Genomic DNA, 20,089 nt, shown 5'->3' on the forward strand with positions numbered 1-20,089 from the left:
TGGGCAGTTCAGTGCAATGGATGACCGCGGCGCGCGCTAGAATCAACTCAGCGTGGCATGATCAGTGCCCAGCCGAAATGATTGATATTGCCATCATGATAGCGGCAAGAAGATCTCACGGTGGAGCTTGTCAATAGCTTGAAGGCTACTGGTTCATCTCCTGTCGCCCCAAGGATGCGCGATAATCGCCTGGCGCGATGCTGTTCCATCTCTTGAACGAGCTTCGGAAGTTTGCGACATCCGAAAACCCCAACAAATCAGAAATATCTGCAATCGTGACGGAGCTCGATCCGAGGTATTTCTTTGCTAGTTCGTTCCTCACCTGGTCGAGGAGGCCGGAGTAAGAGTTACCTTCGACGGTAAGTCTACGCCGGAGCGTCCGTGTGGTCATACCCAAGCGTGCGGCAATTGTCTCCATCGAGGGGAACGGCGCCAGACTTTCCAGAAGCAGACGCGACACTTGGCGCGAAATGCCGGTCGTGTCGGTCACCACACCAATCAGCCGCTCACAGCTTTCCCGCATCATGGCGTGAGTGACCGGGTTAGTCATGGGCGGACGTTCGTCGAGAATTGACATGTCATATATGATTTCGGTCACCGGTGCGGCAAAGGTGACGGGGCAGCCAAAGGCCTGTTCGATGAGCTCATCCGGTTCTTGCGGATCAATGGCGGCCAGTATTTTCTTCGGCAGCCTGTCGGCGCGGGCAATGTCCTGCACATGTGTGACATGGGCGGATATCTGCTGCATCATCAGGAAGTTCTTCAACGGCCGGGCATAGGCGCGCTGCACTTCATCGGGAAAGAACCAGACAAAATCAGCGCCCCGGATCTCCCAGCCGATATCGAATGTCGGCGTTGCCAGCTCATGGTAGCGCACGGCGAATTCGAACCCGGCGCGGACGGATGAGCTGGAAAGCAGCGCAAATCCATATAGGCCGTATGCGGAGAGATGCAGATTGCGGCCGACCTCGATGGGCAGTCTCGGATCCGGACAACGCCGGACTGAGTTGCTACATGCCCGGAGATATTGCGGGACGCTGCATTGCGCCTTGCCGTCCTGTAGCTGCGCCGGGTCGAGACCAGTGCCTTGCAGGACAGCCTCAGCGGCTATGCCAAACGCCTTGGCCGTCTCGACCAGCGCGAAAATTTTGTAGGGCGCGAAAGTGGTCATGTCGGCTATCGGCAGCTTTCTCGCCTGAACAATAGCATGAGTTTGTCCGTTTTCCACCCCATGTTTGTCCGGTGCCAATCTCCCCCGCCGGCAAATTTCTGCGCATCCTCTCCCGAATAAACAAAGGGGAGGACAAATCCATGAAGTATCTAAACGGTGCCATGCGCGCCGCCCTGTGCGGTGTCGCCATGACGGCGGGTTTCAGCCATGCCGCGCTTGCGAAAGAGCCCTACAAGGTCTTTCTCAGCATGAGCTATGTCGGCAATGACTGGCAGGCCGAGGCTCAGAACATGGTCACGGCGATGGCTAAAGCCAACGCCGACAAGGTCAACCTGCAAATTCAAGTGGCCGGGCCGGTGGCGCAAAAGCAGATTCAGCAGATCGACGCGATGGTGCAGGCAGGGGCGCAGGCCATCATCGTCTATCCGATCTCGCCGACTGCACTGAATGCCTCGATCAAGAATGCGTGCGACAAGGGCGTTGTCGTCTTCGCATATGACAGCTCGGTCACCGAACCGTGCGCCTACAATGTGGTGACGGATCAGGTGGCACTTGCGACCGAGAGTGCTGAATGGGTTGCCGAGAAAATGGGGCACAAGGGCAACCTGATCTTCATGACCGGCGTGCCGGGAACCTCGGTCGATACCGACAGGAACAAAGCGGCGCGGGCTGTCTTTGCGAAATATCCCGATATCAAGATCATCGCCGAACCGAGCGGGATGTGGTCCCAGGCCGTCGCCCGCAAGGCGCTCACCGAGGTGCTGGCGACGACAAGTTGGGACAATATCCAGGGAGTCTGGGGGGCGACCGCTTGCGTGCAGTCCTGGTCGCTGCAGATGGAAGCCGGGATCGAGAAGCTGGTACCTTGCGGAACGGAAGGCACCAACGGCATGCGCATCATGATGCTGCCGAAAGGGTCGATCGAAGGGGCGACGGCACCCTATGCCCCCGTCGGCGCGCCCGGCATTTCGCTGGAAAGCCATCCCGGCGCGGGAGCGGTGGCGCTGAAGCTTGCCATCGACGTGCTGGAAGGCAAGAAGGTGCCGAAGACCACCCTGATGCCGCTTGAAGCGGTGACTTCGGAGAATGCGAAACTCTGCAAGACGGGCAGTTTCGAGGAGTTGGCAGCGGGTTGCAACGTTTTCGACCCCGGCATGGTGTCGTCAGGTTGGTTTGCAAACATTGCGAACCCGGCGACACCCGAAGTGGGCTTTCAGGCGGCGCTGGTCGGCCAGCCCGAAGTCAAAAACTGATCCTGCCTCCGGCGGGCGGTGCATCAGCACCGCCCGCCAGCATGCGTCAAAGGCCCCAACGTGTCCGCCGCCATCGCGCTTGACGATCTGAAGAAATCCTACGGCTCGACCCAGGCGCTTTCCGGCGTCAGCCTGTCGGTGGCCGAAGGCACTGTTCACGCCCTTTTGGGCGAAAACGGTGCAGGAAAATCGACACTTGTCAAAATTCTCTCCGGACTTGTCCGGCCAGACAGTGGACGGATCTCGCTATTCGGGCAGGAAGTCAAGTTCGATGGACCGGACAGCGCCAGCGCCCTCGGCATTGAAACAGCATTTCAGGAAGTGCCCCTGATCCCCGACCTGACCGTCACCGACAATCTGCTGATGCCCCGCCAACCGCGGAAATGGGGCGTGCTTCTTGATCGGAGGGCGGCCCGCGCCCAGATCGCGGCGCTGCAGTCCGAGTTGCACATCGACGACATTGACCCCGCCGCCCTCGCCCGTGAACTGAGCCTGTCCCAGCGCCAGAAGGTCGAGATCGCCCGCGCCATTTCCCGCAAGCCACGCCTCCTGATCCTCGACGAACCCACCGCCGCCCTGTCAAAGGCCGACGTCGACTGGCTCGGTGCACGCATTGCTGAACTTAAGCGCCGCGGCACGACCGTCATTCTGGTCACCCATCGGATGGCCGAAGTGCATGAATTCTGTACTGCCATGTCGATCCTGCGCAATGGCGGGCATGTCGGCACCTTCACGGTTGGCGAATTGCCCGACGACAAGGTCTTCGGCCTGATCATGGGCCGGTCTGTTGATGCCAGCTTTCCGCCTAGGCCCGCCAACACGGCGATGACTGACACCGCGCCGCTGATTGAAGCAAGGGATCTTAGCGTCGGGCATCAGCTTCAGGGCGTCACCCTTTCCGTGCGGCCTGGTGAGATCGTTGGCGTGGCGGCCTTGCAGGGCATGGGGCAGTTGGAGCTGTTCAACGCATTGTTCGGAGCCGAGCGTCCGACAGCGGGCGAGATTGTGGTCGGTGGCAGTCAGGCGCATTTCCGCTCACCTGCCGATGCCATTGCGGCGGGGATTGCGTTGGTGCCCGAGGATCGCAAGATACAAGGCTTGGCCCTGCACCGCAGCGGCGTCGAAAACGCCGTGACCCCGGTACTCACAAGGTTCGCCCGATCGGGATTGCTGGACCGCACGCGTGAAGCGCGCGAGGTCGACGCTGTCTTTTCTGCGGTCAACCTGCATCCTCGCGCGCTTTACCAGACACCGGCCGAATTCAGCGGGGGCAACCAGCAGAAGATCGTGCTGGCGAAATGGCTGCTGACGCAATGCCACACACTTCTGGTTTTTGATCCGACGCGCGGCGTCGATGTCGGCACCAAACACGAAATCTATGCCCTGCTCCGCCGGTTTGCCGATGCGGGGGGCGGAGTTCTGTTCCATTCCACCGAGTTGCCCGAACTGATCGGCACCTGCGACCGGACGCTTGTGCTTTACCGGGGCCGCATCGCCGCCGATGTATCCCATGCAAATTCCGATGAAGCCGGGATCGGTGCACTTATGCTGGGCGCGGAGCGGGCGGCATGAGTGACGTATGGGTCCGTCGAAACCAGGGGATGCTGATTGCCTTCGGCACGCTGGTGGCAGCCTTTCTGGTCCTGAGCCTGAATCTGGCGCGCGGCTTCGGCTATTATGAGGTCGCGAGCACCTTCGCCAGCACCACGACACTCGCCATCGCCGCCATCGGTGCCACCATCGTCGTGATCTCGCGCGGGCTCGATCTATCGGTCGGCACGGTGATTTCGCTTTCGAACTGCCTCATTGCAGTCAATGTCGGCGACAGCGCCGGTTCAATGGTGCTTTGGGTGGTGCTCGCGGTTCTGGCGGGAGCAGCGGTGGGCCTTTTCAACGCGATCTTCATCGTTCTTTTCCGCCTGCCTTCCATCATCGTGACCTTGGCCGCGATGTTCATTGTCGAGGGGCTGACCCTTCTGGTCATGGAACAGCCCGGCGGAATGGTGCCGCCGGGTTTCTCGGCATTCTTCCTCTCGGATGCCATTGCCGGCCTCCTGCCAATGCCCGCCCTGCTTCTGTTCTTAGTGCTGGGTTTGTGGATGCTCATCAAGTCGTCGCGCTTCGGCACCTTTATCTATGCCATCGGCAGCGATGAAGAGGCGGCGAGGGCCAAAGGTGTGCCGGTGCGCCGCACCAGGATGACGGTCTACATTCTTGCCGGTGCCCTCTACGGGTTGGCTGGGGTGTTCCTGACCGCACAGACCGGATCGGGCGACCCAACGGTCGGACCGCCGATGCTGTTGCCAGTCTTCGTGGCGGTCGTGCTGGGGGGCACGGCCTTTTCCGGCGGTCGGGGTGGACCTTTGGGAACGATCTTCGGGGCATTCACCCTGATGCTGATCGTGAACCTGCTTCTGGTCTTCAACGTCCCCACCTTCTATTCAACCGTCGTCGAGGGCGGACTTCTGATTCTTGCTGTACTGGCTGCGTCGGGCGGACAGCTGCGCCGGGCCGGGCAGTCGTTGAAGCTGGCGGCGCGGCGGACGTTCCTGCGCGATAGCCCCTTCCGGCCCAGCAACCATCAGCCTTTGGCCGAGCAGCGACAGGACGATACCCTGCCCGGCACCCTCTGGGGCAACTGGCTGCGCAGGAACCGGGCGGACATTCTGTCCGCATTACCCGCCTGGGCAGGCCTTGTTGCCGTGTTGATCCTGACGGCGGTGCTGTTTTCTGGCCGCCTCGGCCTTGGCAGCTATGTGAACTCGTTGTTGTTGCTGTCGTGCTTCCTTGCCGTGCTGGCACTCGGGCAAGGCGCGGTGGTGATCTCGGGCGGGCTGGATTTGTCGGTCCCGGCGGTCATCACCTTCAGCGGCGTGATGATGTGCGAATGGGCCAGCGCGGGAGGCGGGCTGTGGTCCGTGCCGGCGATCCTGGTCACCTGTACCGCAATCGGCGCGGCAAGCGGGTTTGGCGTCGGCGCGATCGGCATCCATCCCCTGATCATGACGCTGGCCGTGAACGGCATTCTGGAGGGAATGTCTCAGGTCATCACCGACGGCACGCCGCAGGGAATGCCGCCGCACGCGATAAGCTGGCTGATGACCGGCAAGTGGCTCGGCGTAACCCCGGTGATCTGGTGTCTCGCGGCCTTCGCTGTCTTTGCTCACTTGCTGCTGTCGCGCTCGACGCTGGGCCGCAGGCTTTACATCACCGGCTCAAGCCCCACGGTCGCCTTCTTCTCCGGCGTTCCGGTCGTCCGCGTCCAGGTGGCGACCTATGCGCTCAGCGCATTCTGCGCGGCCCTGGTGGGCATTCTGCTGGCAGGCTTCAGCGGACAGGCATTTCTCGACATGGGCCGGCCCTATCTTCTGCCCTCTATCGCCGTTGTGGTGATCGGCGGCGTCGCTATGACCGGCGGGCGCGGCACCTATCCGGGAATGCTTGGCGCCGCCTTGCTGCTGACCGCGCTCTCGACCGTGCTGCAGGGCATGTTGATGCCGCTCGCCATCCGCAACGTGATCTTCGGCCTGGTCATCCTGGTTGCTGTCCTGGGTCTGCGCGAGAAATATCGATGAAAGAGGAGAGAACCCCATGCTGAAACAAGTCCGCCGCATCGTCACCGAAAACGGTCCAGACGGTAAGTCGCGCGTGATGACCGACGGCATCGCCGACAATGTATTCAGCGTCTTGACCGAACTGTGGATCACCTATCCGGGCCCGCACGACCACAAGACCCCGGTCGATCTGGCGCAGCAATCCAAGCAACTGGAGCCGCCAAAGGGCGGAACGCTCTTCCGCTTCTTCCAGATCGGACCCGACAGCGCTACCTCGCACCTGCCGTGGGAAGAACGCCAGAAGCTCGGCCGCGAATGGTTCGCTTCGATGAACGGAGCGCACCTGCAACCCGACACGTCGAAGCATGAATCGATGCATAAGTCGCATACGACCGACTACATCATTCTGCTTTCCGGCCAGATCACCCTGATGCTGGACACCGAGGAACGCGACCTCAAACCCTTTGATGTGGTGATACAGCGCGGCACCAACCATGCCTGGATCAACAAGGGCACCGAGGACGCACTGCTTATGGCGGTGCTGGTAGACTCGCCTGAATCGTGACCGCCTCCCGAATGACTGTCTCCGGCATGAACGGCATCGCTGTCGTCGGCGCAGGTAGCATCGGCGCAAGCTGGGCCGCTCTGTTTCTGGCCCATGGACTGAACGTGACCGCCACCGATGCACGGCCGGAGGCTGGCGCGGAACTGACGCGCGCGGTTGACGCGATCATGCCTGCTCTGGAGCGGGACGGCACAAAGCCTGGCCGCTTGACCTTTACCCGCGACCTTGCCGCCTGCTGCGAAGGCGCAGACTTCGTGCAAGAGAACATCATTGAGCGCGAAGCCGAGAAGACTGCCCTCATCGCTCAGATCGACGCGATCTTGCCCCCCGATGTGGTCATCGCTTCATCATCCTCGGCAATTTCCGCCACTGTGCTTCAGAGAGCGTGCCGCCATCCGGGCCGCGTGATCATCGGCCACCCCTTCCATCCAGCCCATCTGGTGCCGCTCGTTGAGCTGGCGGGAGGAACTGGGACCGAAAATTGGGCACTGGACCGGGCCGAGGCCTTCTACGCAGCGCTGGGCAAACTCCCCGTCCGGCTGACCAAGGAGATCTACGGCCATATCGCCAACCGCCTGCAGGCGGCTATCTTCCGCGAGGCAATCCACCTTCTGCACACCGGCATCGCCTCGGTACGCGATATCGACCGCGCGGTAACCGAAGGTCCCGGTCTCCGTTGGGCGCTCATGGGGCCGTTCCAGACCTATCACCTGGCAGGCGGCCCGAATGGCATCCGCGACTTCATGACCCAGTTCGCACCGATGCAGGAACGGCTTTGGGCGGAACTTGGTCAACCCGTGCTCGATACGCCGCTTCGGGACGCGGTCATCGCGGCTGTCGAGGCCACCTTCGCATCAAAGTCCATTTCCGAGTTGGCTCAGGAGCGCGACCAGCGCCTAGGTGCGTTGCTCAACGCCCGGCAAGTCGCCACAGCATAAGGAACATCCGATGTGCGCGCAGAAAGTCATCATCAGTTGTGCCATCACCGGGGCGATCCACACCCCGTCGATGTCGCCTTATCTTCCGGTCACACCCGATGGAATCGCCCGCTCGGCCATCGACGCCGCCGAGGCCGGCGCCGCCATCCTTCACCTGCATGCCCGCGACCCGGCGACCGGCCGCCCGACATCTGAACCGACAGTCTATGCGCAGTTTTTGCCGCAAATCCACGCCGCGACCGATGCCGTCATCAACCTGACCACCGGCGGCGGGTTGACGATGACCATTGATCAACGCCTTGCCGCACCGATGCACTTCCGGCCGGAGATGTGTTCCCTGAACATGGGGTCGATGAACTTCGCCATCTTCCCGCTGGCCGAGCGCCCGACGGAATGGAAACACGATTGGGAACAACCCTATCTGCGCGGCACGAAGGATTTCATCTTCCGCAACACTTTTGGCGATATCGAGGGCATCATCGAGCGGCTGGGCAAGGACCACGGCACCAGATTCGAACACGAATGCTACGACCTAAGTCACCTCTACAATCTCGCGCATTTCGTCGATCGAAAGCTCATCGAGCCACCGTTTCTTATCCAGACGATCTTCGGCATTCTGGGCGGTATCGGTGCCGACTGGGAAGCGCTGGCGATCATGAAGTCCACCATCGACCGGCTGTTCGGCACAGCCGCGGAATGGTCGGTCCTCGCGGCAGGTCGCAGCCAGATGCCCTTTGCCACGGAGGCCGCGATGCGTGGCGGGCATGTCCGCGTCGGTCTGGAAGACAGTCTCTACATCGCGCGCGGGCGCCTGGCCTCCTCGAACGCCGAACAAGTCCACAAGATTCGGTCTGTCGTCGAGGCTTTGGGGCTGGAGATCGCCACGCCCGCCGAAGCGCGCGCCCTTTTGGCGCTGAAGGGGCGGGAGCTGATCAACCTCTGACACCCGATTTTCGGAAGAACACGAATCCGCAGGGAGCGATATGGAACTTGGATTGAGGGGCGCGAAGGTCATTGTGACTGCAGGTGCAGCCGGAATAGGTCGCAGCATCATCGAGCGATTCTTGTCGGAGGGAGCTGAAGTCGCGACCTGCGACATCGACGAGGCGGCGCTGAAGACCTTGCCGTCGGTCCGGTTTGCGGCCAAGGTCGACGTGGCCGACGAGCCCGCCCTCGTCGCCTTTATCAACAATGCCATCGGCGCGCTTGGCGGACTCGATTGCCTGGTAAACAACGCCGGTATCGCCGGACCGACGGCGGCCATTGAGGATATCGATAGTGCTGCCTGGCATCGTACGCTGGATGTGGTCCTTGGCAGCCAGTTCTTGACCGTGGCGAACGCGGTCGGAGCGCTCCGTCAAAGCGCAAACCCATCGATCATCAACATGTCCTCGGTCGCTGGACGGCTCGGGTTTGCAATGCGTACACCCTATGCTGCCGCCAAATGGGGCGTGATCGGACTGACGAAGTCGCTGGCCATCGAGCTTGGCAAGGACGGTATCCGTGTGAACGCGGTGCTTCCGGGCATCGTGGCCGGTGACCGTCAACGACGCGTGCTGGAAGCCAAGGCGCAAAGGCTTGGGGTTACGTACGCGGAGGCGGAAGACCTGGCGTTCAGCTACACGTCGATCAAGGAATTCGTCCCGCCCGAGGCCATCGCCGACCAGATCCTGTTCCTTGCCTCGCCGACCGGGCGATTTGTATCCGGCCAAGCGATCTCAGTCTGCGGCGACACAAGAATGCTGCTGTAGAGTCCGTAGACACTTACGTCGCTCTTCCAAGTGATGAAGAACGGGGGTCTAAGGGCCTGCGTAGTTCTGCCCTCCCAAAAATAGACTAAAGAGACGTTATTTTCCAGGTAATATGGACTTTTAAAACATAGTTATTCCCTGCCGGATCAGCTACCTAGCATCAACATTGCTAAGAAAAGTCAGACAGGGGATGGATCCGCTTGGTGGGCAGCACGAAGGCGCATGCGATCGATGTGCGTGATCTCAGAGTTCTGGTAACGGCCGGTGCCGGTGGCATTGGGCGGGTGATCGCAGAGGCGTTCGCCGCCGCAGGGGCCTGCGTCCATGTTACCGATGTCAGCGAAAAAGCCCTGGCAGATGTCATGGCCGCCGGCAGTGGCATTACCGGCACGGTGGGCGATGCGGCAAGCACGGAGAACGCGGATGCGGTCGCGCGCGACGTCGCAACGCAATTGGGCGGCCTTGACATGCTCATCAACAATGTTGGTATCGCCGGCCCCACCGGCGGTGTCGAGGCATTGAGCGATGCCGACATCGACCGCACGCTCGACGTCAATCTGAAATCCCATTTCCACTATCTCAAGCGCTGCGTGCCGCTGCTGAAGAAATCGTCGCGCAACCCTTCGGTGCTGGCGATGAGTTCCGTCGCCGGGCGGCTGGGCTATGGCTACCGGACGCCTTACGCGGCCACCAAATGGGGCATCGTCGGGCTCGTGAAATCACTGGCCGTGGAACTCGGGCCTGACGGCATCCGCGCTAATGCGATCCTGCCCGGTGTGGTCAACGGACCGCGCATGGACGGCGTGATCGCAGATCGCGCGCAAGCCCTCGGCATCAGCTTTGAGGAAATGCGCCAATCATATCTCAACAAGATCTCGTTGCGGCGCATGGTGGATGCCGAAGACGTGGCGCATCTCGCCTTGTTCCTCGCCTCCGATCTCGCACGCAACATCACCGGCCAGGCGATCAGCGTCGATGGCAATGTGGAATATCTTTAGAGAGCACGGATAGACGGGCATGCGGACCAACAAGCGCAAAGTCATCATTACCTGTGCGGTCACCGGATCGGTGCACACACCGTCGATGTCGGAACATCTGCCGGTGACGCCCGACCAAATCGCCGAGCAGGCGATCGAGGCAGCCCGCGCCGGCGCCGCTGTGTTGCATCTCCACGCTCGCAACCCCGCCGATGGCAGCCCGACGCCGGACCCTGCCGTTTTCGATCTTTTCGTGCCGAGGATCGCGGCCGAGACCGACGCTATTATCAATATCACCACCGGCGGCAGCACACGCATGTCGTTGGAGGAGCGCCTGGCCTATCCCCTGCAGGCGCAGCCGGAGCTCTGCTCGCTCAACATGGGCTCGATGAATTTCGCCTTTCACAAGGCCGGGCGCGGCATCACCACGTGGAAGCACGCGTGGGAGCAGCCCTATGTCGAGGGATCGGAGGATCTGATCTTCCGCAATACGTTCCGCGACATCAAGAAGGTGCTCGCGCAACTCGGTGATGCACATGGCACGCGGTTCGAATTCGAATGCTATGATGTCGGCCATCTCTACAACCTCGCGCATCTCGTCGATGAGGGCTTGGTCAGGCCGCCTTTCTTCCTGCAATGCGTGCTCGGCATCCTGGGGGGACTCAGTGCTGATCCGGAAAACCTGTTCCTGATGCGGAGCACGGCGGACCGGCTATTTGGGCGCGAGAACTATGCCTTCTCGGTGTTAGGCGCCGGGCGGCACCAGATGTCGCTCATCACCATGGGTGCGATCATGGGTGGGCATGTGCGGGTGGGGCTTGAAGACAGCCTCTATCTCAGTCGCGGCCTGCTGGCCTCGTCCTGCGCGGCCCAGGTTCTGAAGATACGCCGCATCCTGGAGGAATTGTCGCTGGAAGTGGCAAGCCCGGAGGAGGCGCGCGCCATGCTGCAGACCAAAGGCCAAGACAAGGTGGCATTCCGTGACTGATATCGCGGCAACACCCATCGCCAGCCGCCGCCGGAGCAGCCTGCTCGAAGTCGTGGTGGTCGCGGTGACGTTGCTGCTGGTGATCATCTTCTCATTCGCCACCGAAGGTTTTGCCACACTCGGCAATCTCCGTGTCCTGGTCTCGAATTCTGCCTCACTGATGATCCTTTCCTGCGGCATGGCGGTGGTGATCATCTCGCGTGGGCTCGACCTGTCGCTGATCGCACAGATGGTGGCGGGTGCTTGCACCTTCAGCATCCTGATCGGCGCCGGGGTGCCGGGCTTCGCCGCAATCCTTATCACTATTCTGGTCATGGTGCTGGTCGGCGCCCTCAACGGTTGGCTCAACGCCTATGTCGAGATTCCGCCGATGCTGGCGACTCTTGCTTCGGCGATGCTCACTACCGGCCTCTTCCGCTTCGCCATCCTGCGCGGCGAGTTCCTGCTGCTGCTGCCCAAGGAGAATCCGGCCGTCGTCCTGCTGGCCGGCGACCTGGTGCCAGGCGTGCCGGTGCCAGTCGCCCTCATGATCGCCACATTGATCGCTACTTCCCTGTTCCTGCGTTACACCGTGGCAGGCCGCATTGCCTATGCTATGGGCGACAATTTCCAAGCCGCGCGGCTGACCGGCCTACCCGTCCGGCCGGCGGCTGTCATTGTCCATGTCTTTGCCGCTCTCACGGCGCTGCTCGCGGGCCTGGTGGTTGCCTCGGCCAGCGGTACGGTCGACTTCCGCATTGTCACCAATGGCAGCCTGCTCTTCGAGGTGATCCTGGTCGTGGTGCTGGGTGGCATCCCCTTGCGCGGCGGGCGTGGCGGTGTGCGCAACATCCTGGTTGGCGTGGCGCTCATCGCCGTCTTGCGCAACGGCATGACCTTGCTCGATTTCACCACCCAGACTCAGGACATGCTGAAAGGCCTTGTCCTCATCATAGCCGTCGTCATCGACCGCTATCTCAACCCGCGCGAAATCGAAACCGATACCGTGGGCGATCTATAAGAACGGCAAAACAACAGGAGGAAATGATGTCGTACAGAATGGGGAACAAATTGATCAGGGCCGGGATCGGCATGCTCGCCGGAATCGGCCTCTCGCTGTCGCTTGCCGCCTCGGTGAGCACACCGGCGGCGGCCGATCCCAACATCAAGGGAAAGAAGGTCATATTCGTGCCCATCTCCATGGGCATTTCGCTGACCGAAGCCTGGGCGAAGCGGATGCGCGAGCATGCCGCCATATATGGCTATAGCTTTGACGTGCGCGATGCGGCCTTCAATACCGGCGCCATGTCGGAACTGCTGGCTAAGGCAATCAGCGAGAAGCCGGATGTGCTGGTGGTCCACAACCCCACCGTCCAGCTGCTGGCACGCCAGATCAAGCAGGCCGAGGCGGAAGGAATCAAGGTGCTGCAGATCAACCTGCAATCCAACCAGCCGTCCAGCGCTTTCGTCGGCGCCAACTGGGAGCGCATTGGCCGCGAGATCGGCGAGGATATCGTCAAGGAATGCGGAGCCGGCAGCGGCAAGTCGGGCAAGGTCGCGATCATTCCCGGTCAGCTCACCGCCGCCGACAGCGTCATCATGAATGAAGCGGCCTTCAAGGTCTTCGAGAGTCATCCGGAGATCAAGGTCGTCTCCAACCAGGCCTCGGACTGGGAGCCGGAGAAGGCCCGCCAGATCACGGCAACGGTACTGCAGCAGAACCCCGACCTCTGCGCCATTTTCGGCCATTGGGACGTACACACGATGGGGGCCGGTGCGGCCGTCAAGGATGCTGGACTGCAGGACAAGGTCCTGGTCTATGCCACGGGCGGCGGCGATGACGTCACCTGCAAGGCAGTCGAAGACAAGGTGCTTCACCGTGTCTGGAGCTATGACGCGGACGGCCAGGGACGTGACGCCGCGACGATGATCGATCTTCTGCTGCAGGGGGCTGCCGCAGCGGACGGTTCGATGATGTCGATCGAATCGCCCATGAAGATCATCAAGGCCGGGGACCCTAACGCCGCCAGCCTCTGCTGGAAGCTGTGAGGGGTTATCCTGGAACGAACCCGTCGCGGTCACTGCGTGCGGGGAGCCTTTTAGCTCCCCGCACGCTGCCTATCCAGTTTTTGATTTTGTAACAGCGCCACATGTCAACCGAGATCGACTTCACCAATCTGCCGCGCCAAAGAGTACCGGCCTTCGTGCTGTCGCCGCGCCGGATCCTCTCTGATCTGCTGGCCAAGGGCTGGATCGAGAGTGCCATTCCCTTTCTGGCGCTGAGTTTTGTCGTGGTCGGCATTCTCGCGAGCACGGATGGCTATTTCGCCGCCGCCAACCTCCGCAACCTCGCTCAATATGCGGCAGATGGCGGCCTCGTTGTTCTGGCGCTCCTCATCGTCGTCGCAGTCGGCGGCATCGATCTCTCCGTGGGGTCGAATTTCGCAATGTCGGCCTTTGCCGCCCTGTTTGCATTTCACATCCTGAATCTGCCGTTGCCGGCGGTGCTGGCGATCAGCCTCGCGACTGGCACCCTCATCGGCGGTATCAACGGCATCGTTGCCGGTCTGATCGGCTGCGGCGCGCTGCTCACCACGCTCGGCACCATGATCACGACCCGAGGTGTCTTCACGTTGGCCTCGCAGGCCTATCTCGTTGATATCTCGACCAGTATGCATGCGGATGATCTCTGGGACTGGATCGGGTTCGAGAAAGTGCTGACCATGCCAGTTGGTTTCTGGGCCTGGCTCCTTGTGGCGATCGCCGTCTTCGTCATGTTCCGCCAGACGCGATTCGGCTGGCATGTGCTGGCGGTCGGCGGCAACCGCAAGGCTGCGCGGCATGGCGGCATCCAGGTCAAGGCGACAGTGTTCTTCGCCTATGCGCTCGCCGGCCTCATCGTCGGTCTTGCCGGATTCCTGTTCGCCGCGCGGCAGAACAGCATCGGCGCCGATACCGGAATCGGCATGGAGTTCTTCGCCCTCACCGCGTTGGTGGTCGGGCTCGGCGGTTTCGTGCCGGGTCGTGGTGCCGTCGTTTCGGTGATGATCGGCTTTGCCACAGTCTACCTCCTCAACAACGCCATGATAAATGCCGGCTTCCGTGGTGATTTCGTTCAGTTTAGCCTTGGCGCTATCATCATTGCGGTCCTCGCCATCGATGTGAAATTCCGCAAGAACCGCCACCGACTGCTCGCGTCTACCTATCTCGATCCCGTAGCGATGGAGCTCGCCCCAGTTGCCGGTATGGCTGGACTGATGCCGCACGAGACGACGCCCAAGCTGCGCGGCGCCGAGATCCTGGGCGCCGGGCAGATCGATGGGCCGGAAGACGTCCTACTGGATGCCGAGGGCAATCTCTTCTGCGGCACACGGAATGGCAATTTGCTGCGGCTGCGCCCACCATCTTATGAGGCAGCGGAAGTGTTCGCCCGGATCGGCGGCCGGCCGTTGGGTCTTGCCTTCGACGCGGAAGGTCGCATCGTCGTCTGCGTTGCGGGGCGCGGCTTGGTGCGCGTGGCTATGGATGGCACGTCTGAACTGCTGACCGACCAGACGACCCGCAGCCTGATGAGCGTCCAGGACGACAGCAGTATCCGCATGGCCGATGATCTCGACATCGCCCCGAATGGAATCATCTATTTCACCGATGCGACCAAGCGATACGATATCGAGAGTTGGGGCCTCGATCTGCTGGAAGGACGGCCGAATGGCCGGCTGCTCAGCTATGACCCCAAATCCGGCAAGACACGAACCGTCTGTGACAATCTGATCTTTCCCAACGGCGTCTGCCTCACCCATGACGGCCGGCACCTGCTGGTTGCCAGCACTTGGGCGAGTTCCATCTTGATCTTCGATCTGGCCAATCTCGGTGCCGGACCGCGGGTCTTCCTGCAGGGGCTGCCGGGTTACCCCGATAACATCAACCGTGCCTCCGATGGCGGCTACTGGGTTGCCCTCGCCGGTATGCGCAACCCCGTCATCGACCAGGCAATGAAGTATCCGGGCCTTCGCCGCCGCATGGCCAAGCGCGTACCGCCGACGAACTGGCTGTTCGGCAATCTCAATATCGGCGGCGTACTGAAGATCGATGGCGCTGGCCGCATTGTCGATGCTCTTTGGGACGCGCCGGACGGCCCCCTCTACATGATCACCTCGATGCGCGAACATCGAGGGTCGCTTTATCTGGGCGGTGTCACCAATGACAAGATTGGCCGCTTGCGCTTGGCCGACGCCGATCGCGGCTGGTGCGGGGGCGAGAGTTATTGGGGGAAGAGATGAGCTTGCTGCGCCGGATATTCAGGGGCCATCAGCCACGCAGCGCGCCCGCGATGACGCTGGAAGGCGTGCTGGGGCCCAACAGCGCACTCGATGACGCGGCCGGCATTGCCGTCGACGCGCCGAATGCGCTCGCCATTGCCAGTGCCGGGCATCTGCTATTTTCATCCGGGTCGGCGATCTATGCACTTGCCGAATGGAACGACGCGCCACGTCTGTGGCGGATCTTCGAGAGGCCGGTGACGGCACTTTTTGCCAGTCCCGGCGGGCTCGTTGCTGTCGGCCTTGCCGACAACACGCTGCTCGTGCTTGATCCAGCAGGTCAGTTGGTGCCCGGCTGGTCGACGCCCGCAGATCTTGCCACGGTGAATGACGGCCTGTTCTTATCCGAAAGCGAGTTGGCTTTGGTCGAAAGTGGCTATGGCGGGCCGGAAGACGCTCTGGCACGGGCCGCCTGGGAAACTCAGCCGCGCGGTCGCGTCCTGCTGATAGGCGCGGACAGCGAGAGCCGGATTTTGGCCGGTGGCCTGCATGCGCCATTGGGTATCGCCTGCGACGACAAACGGAACCTCCTCGTCACGGAATTGGAACGGGCACGGATCCTCGATATCACCGGTAGCATTCGGCAATCCGGCTATCCCGGCTATCTCGGCCGCCTGCGACAGACACCCGGCGGATATGTCGTGACCTGCCTCGCCCGGCGCGATCCCCTGATCGAATTTCTCAAGACGGAGCATGATTTCGTCGCGGAGATGCGGGCGAAAATCAGGCCGCATCACTGGATTGCGCCCCGGGTCGATCCGAACTTCAGTCACGATTTTCCGATCGAGATGGGGGCTACGCGCCTTTTCGGCGAGATCAAGCCTTGGGCGCCCTCCTTTTCCTATGGTCTTGTCATCTCGCTGGACAAGGCGCTTATGCCGGTTGGGGCTGCCCATTCGCGCGCCAACGGGCGCCGTCATGCCATCACGGATGCCCTGGCCTGGAACGGGAATACCATCGCCATTTCTCTGGGCAGTGGCGAATTGCTAAACTTAGGCAGCGGGAACAAGCAGTCATGACCGCCCAGCCAATTGTCCGCCTCGAGCGCGTCACCAAAAAATACGGCGGCATTTCTGCGCTGGCTGATGCCAATTTCGATCTATATCCGGGCGAGGTGCATGCGCTGGCCGGCGAGAATGGCGCCGGCAAGTCGACCTTGTGCAAGCTCATCGCCGGCGTCATCACACCGAGCGAAGGCCAGCTCTGGATCGACGGGCAGCCGGTCAGCTTCGCAGCACCCAAGGATGCGCGCCGCCACGGCATCTCGATGGTCTATCAGGAAACCAGCCTGGTGCCGCAACTGACCGTCGCCCAGAACATGGTTCTTGGGCGCGAACGCATGTTCAATTCGGTGCGCAAGGTGCGCAACGCGGCGCGCCAGGTGCTGCAGCGCCTCAATTTCAACGTCGACCCGTCGCAGCTCGCTGGCTCGCTTTCGGCGGCGAAGCGACAGATGGTGGAAATCGCCCGCGCGATCTTCAACGAAGCACGCGTCATTATTCTCGACGAGCCGACCGCCGCATTGACGCCGGAAGAGACCGAACATCTATTTGCCTTGATGAGATCGCTGCGCAAGCGCGGGGTCGCCATCATCTTCATCTCCCATGCCCTGGAAGAAGCACTCACCCATGCCGACCGGATCACGGTGCTCCGGGATGGCCGCATAACGGTTACCGGACCGGCCAAGGACTTCGATCGCGAGCGCCTGATCCATCATATGATCGGCGAGGAGTTGGCGGAACGATCGAGCACCGCCGCGCTGGCACGCAGCTCCACGACAGCTCTGCCGATCCTGCGGGTCGAGAACATCCGCATGGGCAGCATGGTCAACAATATGTCATTCTCGGTGTTCCCCGGCCAGGTCACCGGCATCGCCGGCCTGATCGGCTCCGGCCGCAGCGAAGTCGCCAAAGTAATTATGGGGCACACGAAGCGCAATTTCGGTGGCGGGCGGATCTGGCTCGAAGGTCGCGAAGTGCGCTACAGCGTGCCGTCGCAGGCGATCGCCGACGGCATTGCCTATGTGAGCGAAGACCGCAAGCTGGATGGCTTCTGCGACACACTTAGCATTTCGGAAAACATTGGCCTCGGCTGGCTTGCAAAGTTCGGGCGTGCCCGTTTGCTGGCGCCGCTTGCCGAGATGCGACGCACGGCGCAGGAATGGGTCGGGCGCCTGGCGATCCGCAGCATCGGCGGCGATCAGGCTGTCCTATATCTCTCCGGTGGCAACCAGCAGAAGGTCGTCATTGCGAAGTCGCTGGCGCAGAAGCCGAAGCTCGTCATCTTCGACGAACCGACGCGGGGGGTCGATGTGGGAGCCATTGCCGAGATCCATCAGATCATCCGGTCGTTTGCCGACGGCGGTGCCGGCGTCATCCTGATTTCTTCCTACCTGCCGGAAATCCTCGACCTTTCTGATCGGATTCTGGTCGCCAAGAGCGGCACGATCGCGGCTGAGTTCCAGCGCGACGAGGCAAGCGCCGCCCGCATCCTGCAGGCGGCCATTCACTGAATTGGGCGTGAGAGTCTGGCAACGGCGTGGGCTTTGCGATAGTGCTAGGGCTTTACCATCCGGACCGTTCCCGGAGCGTCGAGGAGACCCTACCCCGTGTCCATAGACGACCTTGCCGCCGCGCTGGCGGTACTCGAGAAAGTCGCCCTGGCATCACCTGATGCCGAGGTGGACACGGCACTGGACCAGATGCGGACCAGCCTGCGAGGTGCCGAGGGTGACGAGCTCTTCGAAGGCTTTCAAGGTCATGTGAATGCGATCCGACGTATCATCAGCGGACATGCCCTGACCGAGCGGGGCCTTAACTTGCTGATCGAGACGACACACGATCTGTCCAGCACGCTTACCGTCCAGGATCTGCTGCAAACTATCGTGACGCGCGCGCGCAGTCTGGTTGGCGCCAATATCGCTTGGGTAACGATCCAGGACGAGGAGAGTGGCCTGTTCCGCACCGTGACGGCGGAGGGACACCTCTCGCCGACCACCGCGCTGATGACCAGCCGTGTCGAATATGGTGCCGTCAGCCTGATCCTCAAATCGAAGAGCTTCTTCGAAACGCAGGACTATCTCCATGACCAACGGTTCCGACACCTCCCGGAACTGGACCGGGTGTTCGAGACTGAGAACATCGTCTCACTGACTGGATTGCCGATCCTCTCGGAAGGCAAGGTGCTGGGCTTCCTGTTCGTCGCCGACCGCTATAGCCGGAAACTGAGCGGCCGCGAGATATCCGTGCTTGGTTCCTTCGCTCTGCATGCCGGTGTAGCCATGCGCAACGCCAATCTCTTCATCATGCTGAAGGAGGCGTTGGGCGAGGCGGAGCGCAACCGCAGTGCCCTCATCGAGCACATCCAACGCGTGGAGAACTCGGCAGCGGCCCATGACGAGATGACCCATCTGTTGGCCTCTGGCGCCGAGCTTGATTCTTTCCTGAAGAAGATGGCGGGACAAGTTGGGGGCGCTGTCTTTCTTTGTGATAAGCAGTTGGCAATCCGCGAGGAGTTCGCATCGGCTGCCTATGGAGGCAGCCTGGCGGCCGATCTGAAGTCTGGCAAGATAGATCCTGCTCTGCTCATCAAAGCAAATTCCGAGTCACGGCACACCGGTCGCTCGGTCCTTCTGGTGAGCCGCTCCAATGAGCAATGCCGTGCCATCGCATTGCACGGCGGAACGGAGCGCAGCGAAAGTCTCCTCATTTGCAATCAGGGCGAACTCGACGCGATAGAGGTGCGCAATCTGGAACGTAGCGCCGTGGCGCTGTCGATCGCCAAGCTGTGGAATGAGCGGCGGGAGACAGAGAAGCTCATCGCTTCCTCCACTCTGCTCCGTCACTTGGTCATGGTATCGCCGCCCGACGAGGCCACTATCTCGGCCGTACGGGATCGGCTGAATCTGCGCGCCGATTCATCCGTTCAGCTGGCGCAAATCGTCCTTTCCGGTCTCGACCGGGCGGCGCAGACGGCCCAGATCCGTGAATCTGCCGCAGGACTGAATATTCTCGTCGATCTTCTTGACGATACGTATCTTGCCGTAGGTACAGAAGCGCTCATCGATGTTTTCCTGCACAACCTTGTTCGCGCGCGTCGTGGCTGGGAGGCCGGCGGCATCAAATCCGATCTATTCACCGATCTAAGCCTGACGGGAATCCACTTTGGCCGTGTCAGCCGGGCCCTCAATGTCCTGCGCAATATGAAGCCGCTTGACCGGTTCCTCGGGCAGGGCGATGTCAACATGTTCGCAAAATTGTTTGAAGTCGGAGACGCACGCCGCATCGCGAGCTATCTCGATGAGACTCTGCGGGCGATCAATGCAGGGTCGCCACGACAAAGGGAACAGTTGAAACAGACGCTGCTTTGTTACTTCGACAGCCAGCACAACATCAAGCTGGCTGCGGAAACTCTCGGCGTGCACGTCAACACAATGCGACAGCGGCTGGACACGTTGCGGGAGGTTACGGGCGGCTGGGATGACCCGATAAAGGCGCTCGAACTGCATGTTGCGCTGAGACTGGATGCCATCAACACCTAGAGGCATCAGTCCGTCTTCAAGCAAGAGAAGCGGCAAGGCCAGAGCCGCATTTTC

16 protein-coding genes are annotated in these 20,089 nt (G+C 61.4%); 15 read left to right on the forward strand and 1 reads right to left on the reverse strand.

The features are described 5' to 3' along the window. Window positions 1-145: 145 nt before the first annotated feature. Entirely contained in the window at window positions 146-1,249 is a 1,104-nt protein-coding gene (locus tag ACE3PP_RS20150; protein WP_374385086.1) for an AraC family transcriptional regulator, read from the reverse strand. 62 nt (window positions 1,250-1,311) lie between these two features. On the opposite strand from ACE3PP_RS20150, the gene ACE3PP_RS20155 reads away from it, so the two are divergent. The 15 genes from ACE3PP_RS20155 (at window position 1,312) to ACE3PP_RS20225 (ending at window position 20,035) form a co-directional block, all read left to right on the forward strand. Next, on the forward strand, window positions 1,312-2,424 hold the full coding sequence (locus tag ACE3PP_RS20155; protein ID WP_374385088.1) for a sugar ABC transporter substrate-binding protein: 1,113 nt from the start codon (window positions 1,312-1,314) through the stop codon (window positions 2,422-2,424). A gap of 60 nt (window positions 2,425-2,484) precedes the next feature. Next, window positions 2,485-3,996 (forward strand): sugar ABC transporter ATP-binding protein, encoded by a 1,512-nt coding sequence (locus tag ACE3PP_RS20160; protein ID WP_374385089.1) that lies wholly within the window; start codon window positions 2,485-2,487, stop codon window positions 3,994-3,996. After that, the gene (locus tag ACE3PP_RS20165; RefSeq protein ID WP_374385090.1) at window positions 3,993-5,999 is read left to right on the forward strand and encodes an ABC transporter permease; all 2,007 of its coding nucleotides are present in this window, start codon (window positions 3,993-3,995) and stop codon (window positions 5,997-5,999) included. The genes ACE3PP_RS20160 and ACE3PP_RS20165 overlap by 4 nt, the downstream gene beginning before the upstream one ends. A gap of 16 nt (window positions 6,000-6,015) precedes the next feature. Beyond that, window positions 6,016-6,543, forward strand: coding sequence for a cupin domain-containing protein (locus ACE3PP_RS20170; RefSeq protein WP_374385091.1), 528 nt, complete (start codon window positions 6,016-6,018; stop codon window positions 6,541-6,543). Between the two features lie 26 nt (window positions 6,544-6,569). Next, window positions 6,570-7,481 carry a 3-hydroxyacyl-CoA dehydrogenase NAD-binding domain-containing protein gene (locus ACE3PP_RS20175; RefSeq protein WP_374385092.1) on the forward strand — a complete coding sequence of 304 codons (912 nt, stop codon included), beginning with the start codon at window positions 6,570-6,572 and terminating at the stop codon, window positions 7,479-7,481. Between the two features lie 10 nt (window positions 7,482-7,491). After that, entirely contained in the window at window positions 7,492-8,424 is a 933-nt protein-coding gene (locus ACE3PP_RS20180) for a 3-keto-5-aminohexanoate cleavage protein (RefSeq protein ID WP_374385093.1), read from the forward strand. 40 nt (window positions 8,425-8,464) lie between these two features. After that, window positions 8,465-9,232, forward strand: coding sequence for an SDR family oxidoreductase (locus ACE3PP_RS20185; RefSeq protein WP_374385094.1), 768 nt, complete (start codon window positions 8,465-8,467; stop codon window positions 9,230-9,232). Between the two features lie 203 nt (window positions 9,233-9,435). Continuing rightward, the gene (locus tag ACE3PP_RS20190) at window positions 9,436-10,230 is read left to right on the forward strand and encodes an SDR family oxidoreductase (protein WP_374385095.1); all 795 of its coding nucleotides are present in this window, start codon (window positions 9,436-9,438) and stop codon (window positions 10,228-10,230) included. Between the two features lie 19 nt (window positions 10,231-10,249). Beyond that, a complete protein-coding gene (locus ACE3PP_RS20195) occupies window positions 10,250-11,197 on the forward strand; it encodes a 3-keto-5-aminohexanoate cleavage protein (protein ID WP_374385096.1) in 948 nt (315 codons plus the stop codon). Continuing rightward, entirely contained in the window at window positions 11,190-12,197 is a 1,008-nt protein-coding gene (locus ACE3PP_RS20200; RefSeq protein WP_374385097.1) for an ABC transporter permease, read from the forward strand. The genes ACE3PP_RS20195 and ACE3PP_RS20200 overlap by 8 nt, the downstream gene beginning before the upstream one ends. A gap of 38 nt (window positions 12,198-12,235) precedes the next feature. Then, window positions 12,236-13,225, forward strand: a complete 990-nt coding sequence (locus ACE3PP_RS20205) for a sugar ABC transporter substrate-binding protein (protein ID WP_374385098.1) — start codon at window positions 12,236-12,238, stop codon at window positions 13,223-13,225. 101 nt (window positions 13,226-13,326) lie between these two features. Further along, window positions 13,327-15,456, forward strand: coding sequence for an ABC transporter permease (locus tag ACE3PP_RS20210; protein ID WP_374385099.1), 2,130 nt, complete (start codon window positions 13,327-13,329; stop codon window positions 15,454-15,456). After that, window positions 15,453-16,514 (forward strand): hypothetical protein, encoded by a 1,062-nt coding sequence (locus ACE3PP_RS20215; protein ID WP_374385100.1) that lies wholly within the window; start codon window positions 15,453-15,455, stop codon window positions 16,512-16,514. The genes ACE3PP_RS20210 and ACE3PP_RS20215 overlap by 4 nt, the downstream gene beginning before the upstream one ends. Continuing rightward, complete coding sequence (locus ACE3PP_RS20220) at window positions 16,511-18,007, forward strand: sugar ABC transporter ATP-binding protein (protein WP_374385101.1); 1,497 nt, start codon at window positions 16,511-16,513, stop codon at window positions 18,005-18,007. Before ACE3PP_RS20215 ends, ACE3PP_RS20220 begins: the two co-directional genes overlap by 4 nt. A gap of 96 nt (window positions 18,008-18,103) precedes the next feature. Next, window positions 18,104-20,035, forward strand: coding sequence for a helix-turn-helix domain-containing protein (locus tag ACE3PP_RS20225; RefSeq protein ID WP_374385102.1), 1,932 nt, complete (start codon window positions 18,104-18,106; stop codon window positions 20,033-20,035). Window positions 20,036-20,089 lie beyond the last annotated feature (54 nt).

The sequence above is a fragment of the Dongia sp. genome (genome assembly GCF_041910485.1).
Taxonomy (GTDB): Bacteria; Pseudomonadota; Alphaproteobacteria; order Dongiales; family Dongiaceae; genus Dongia.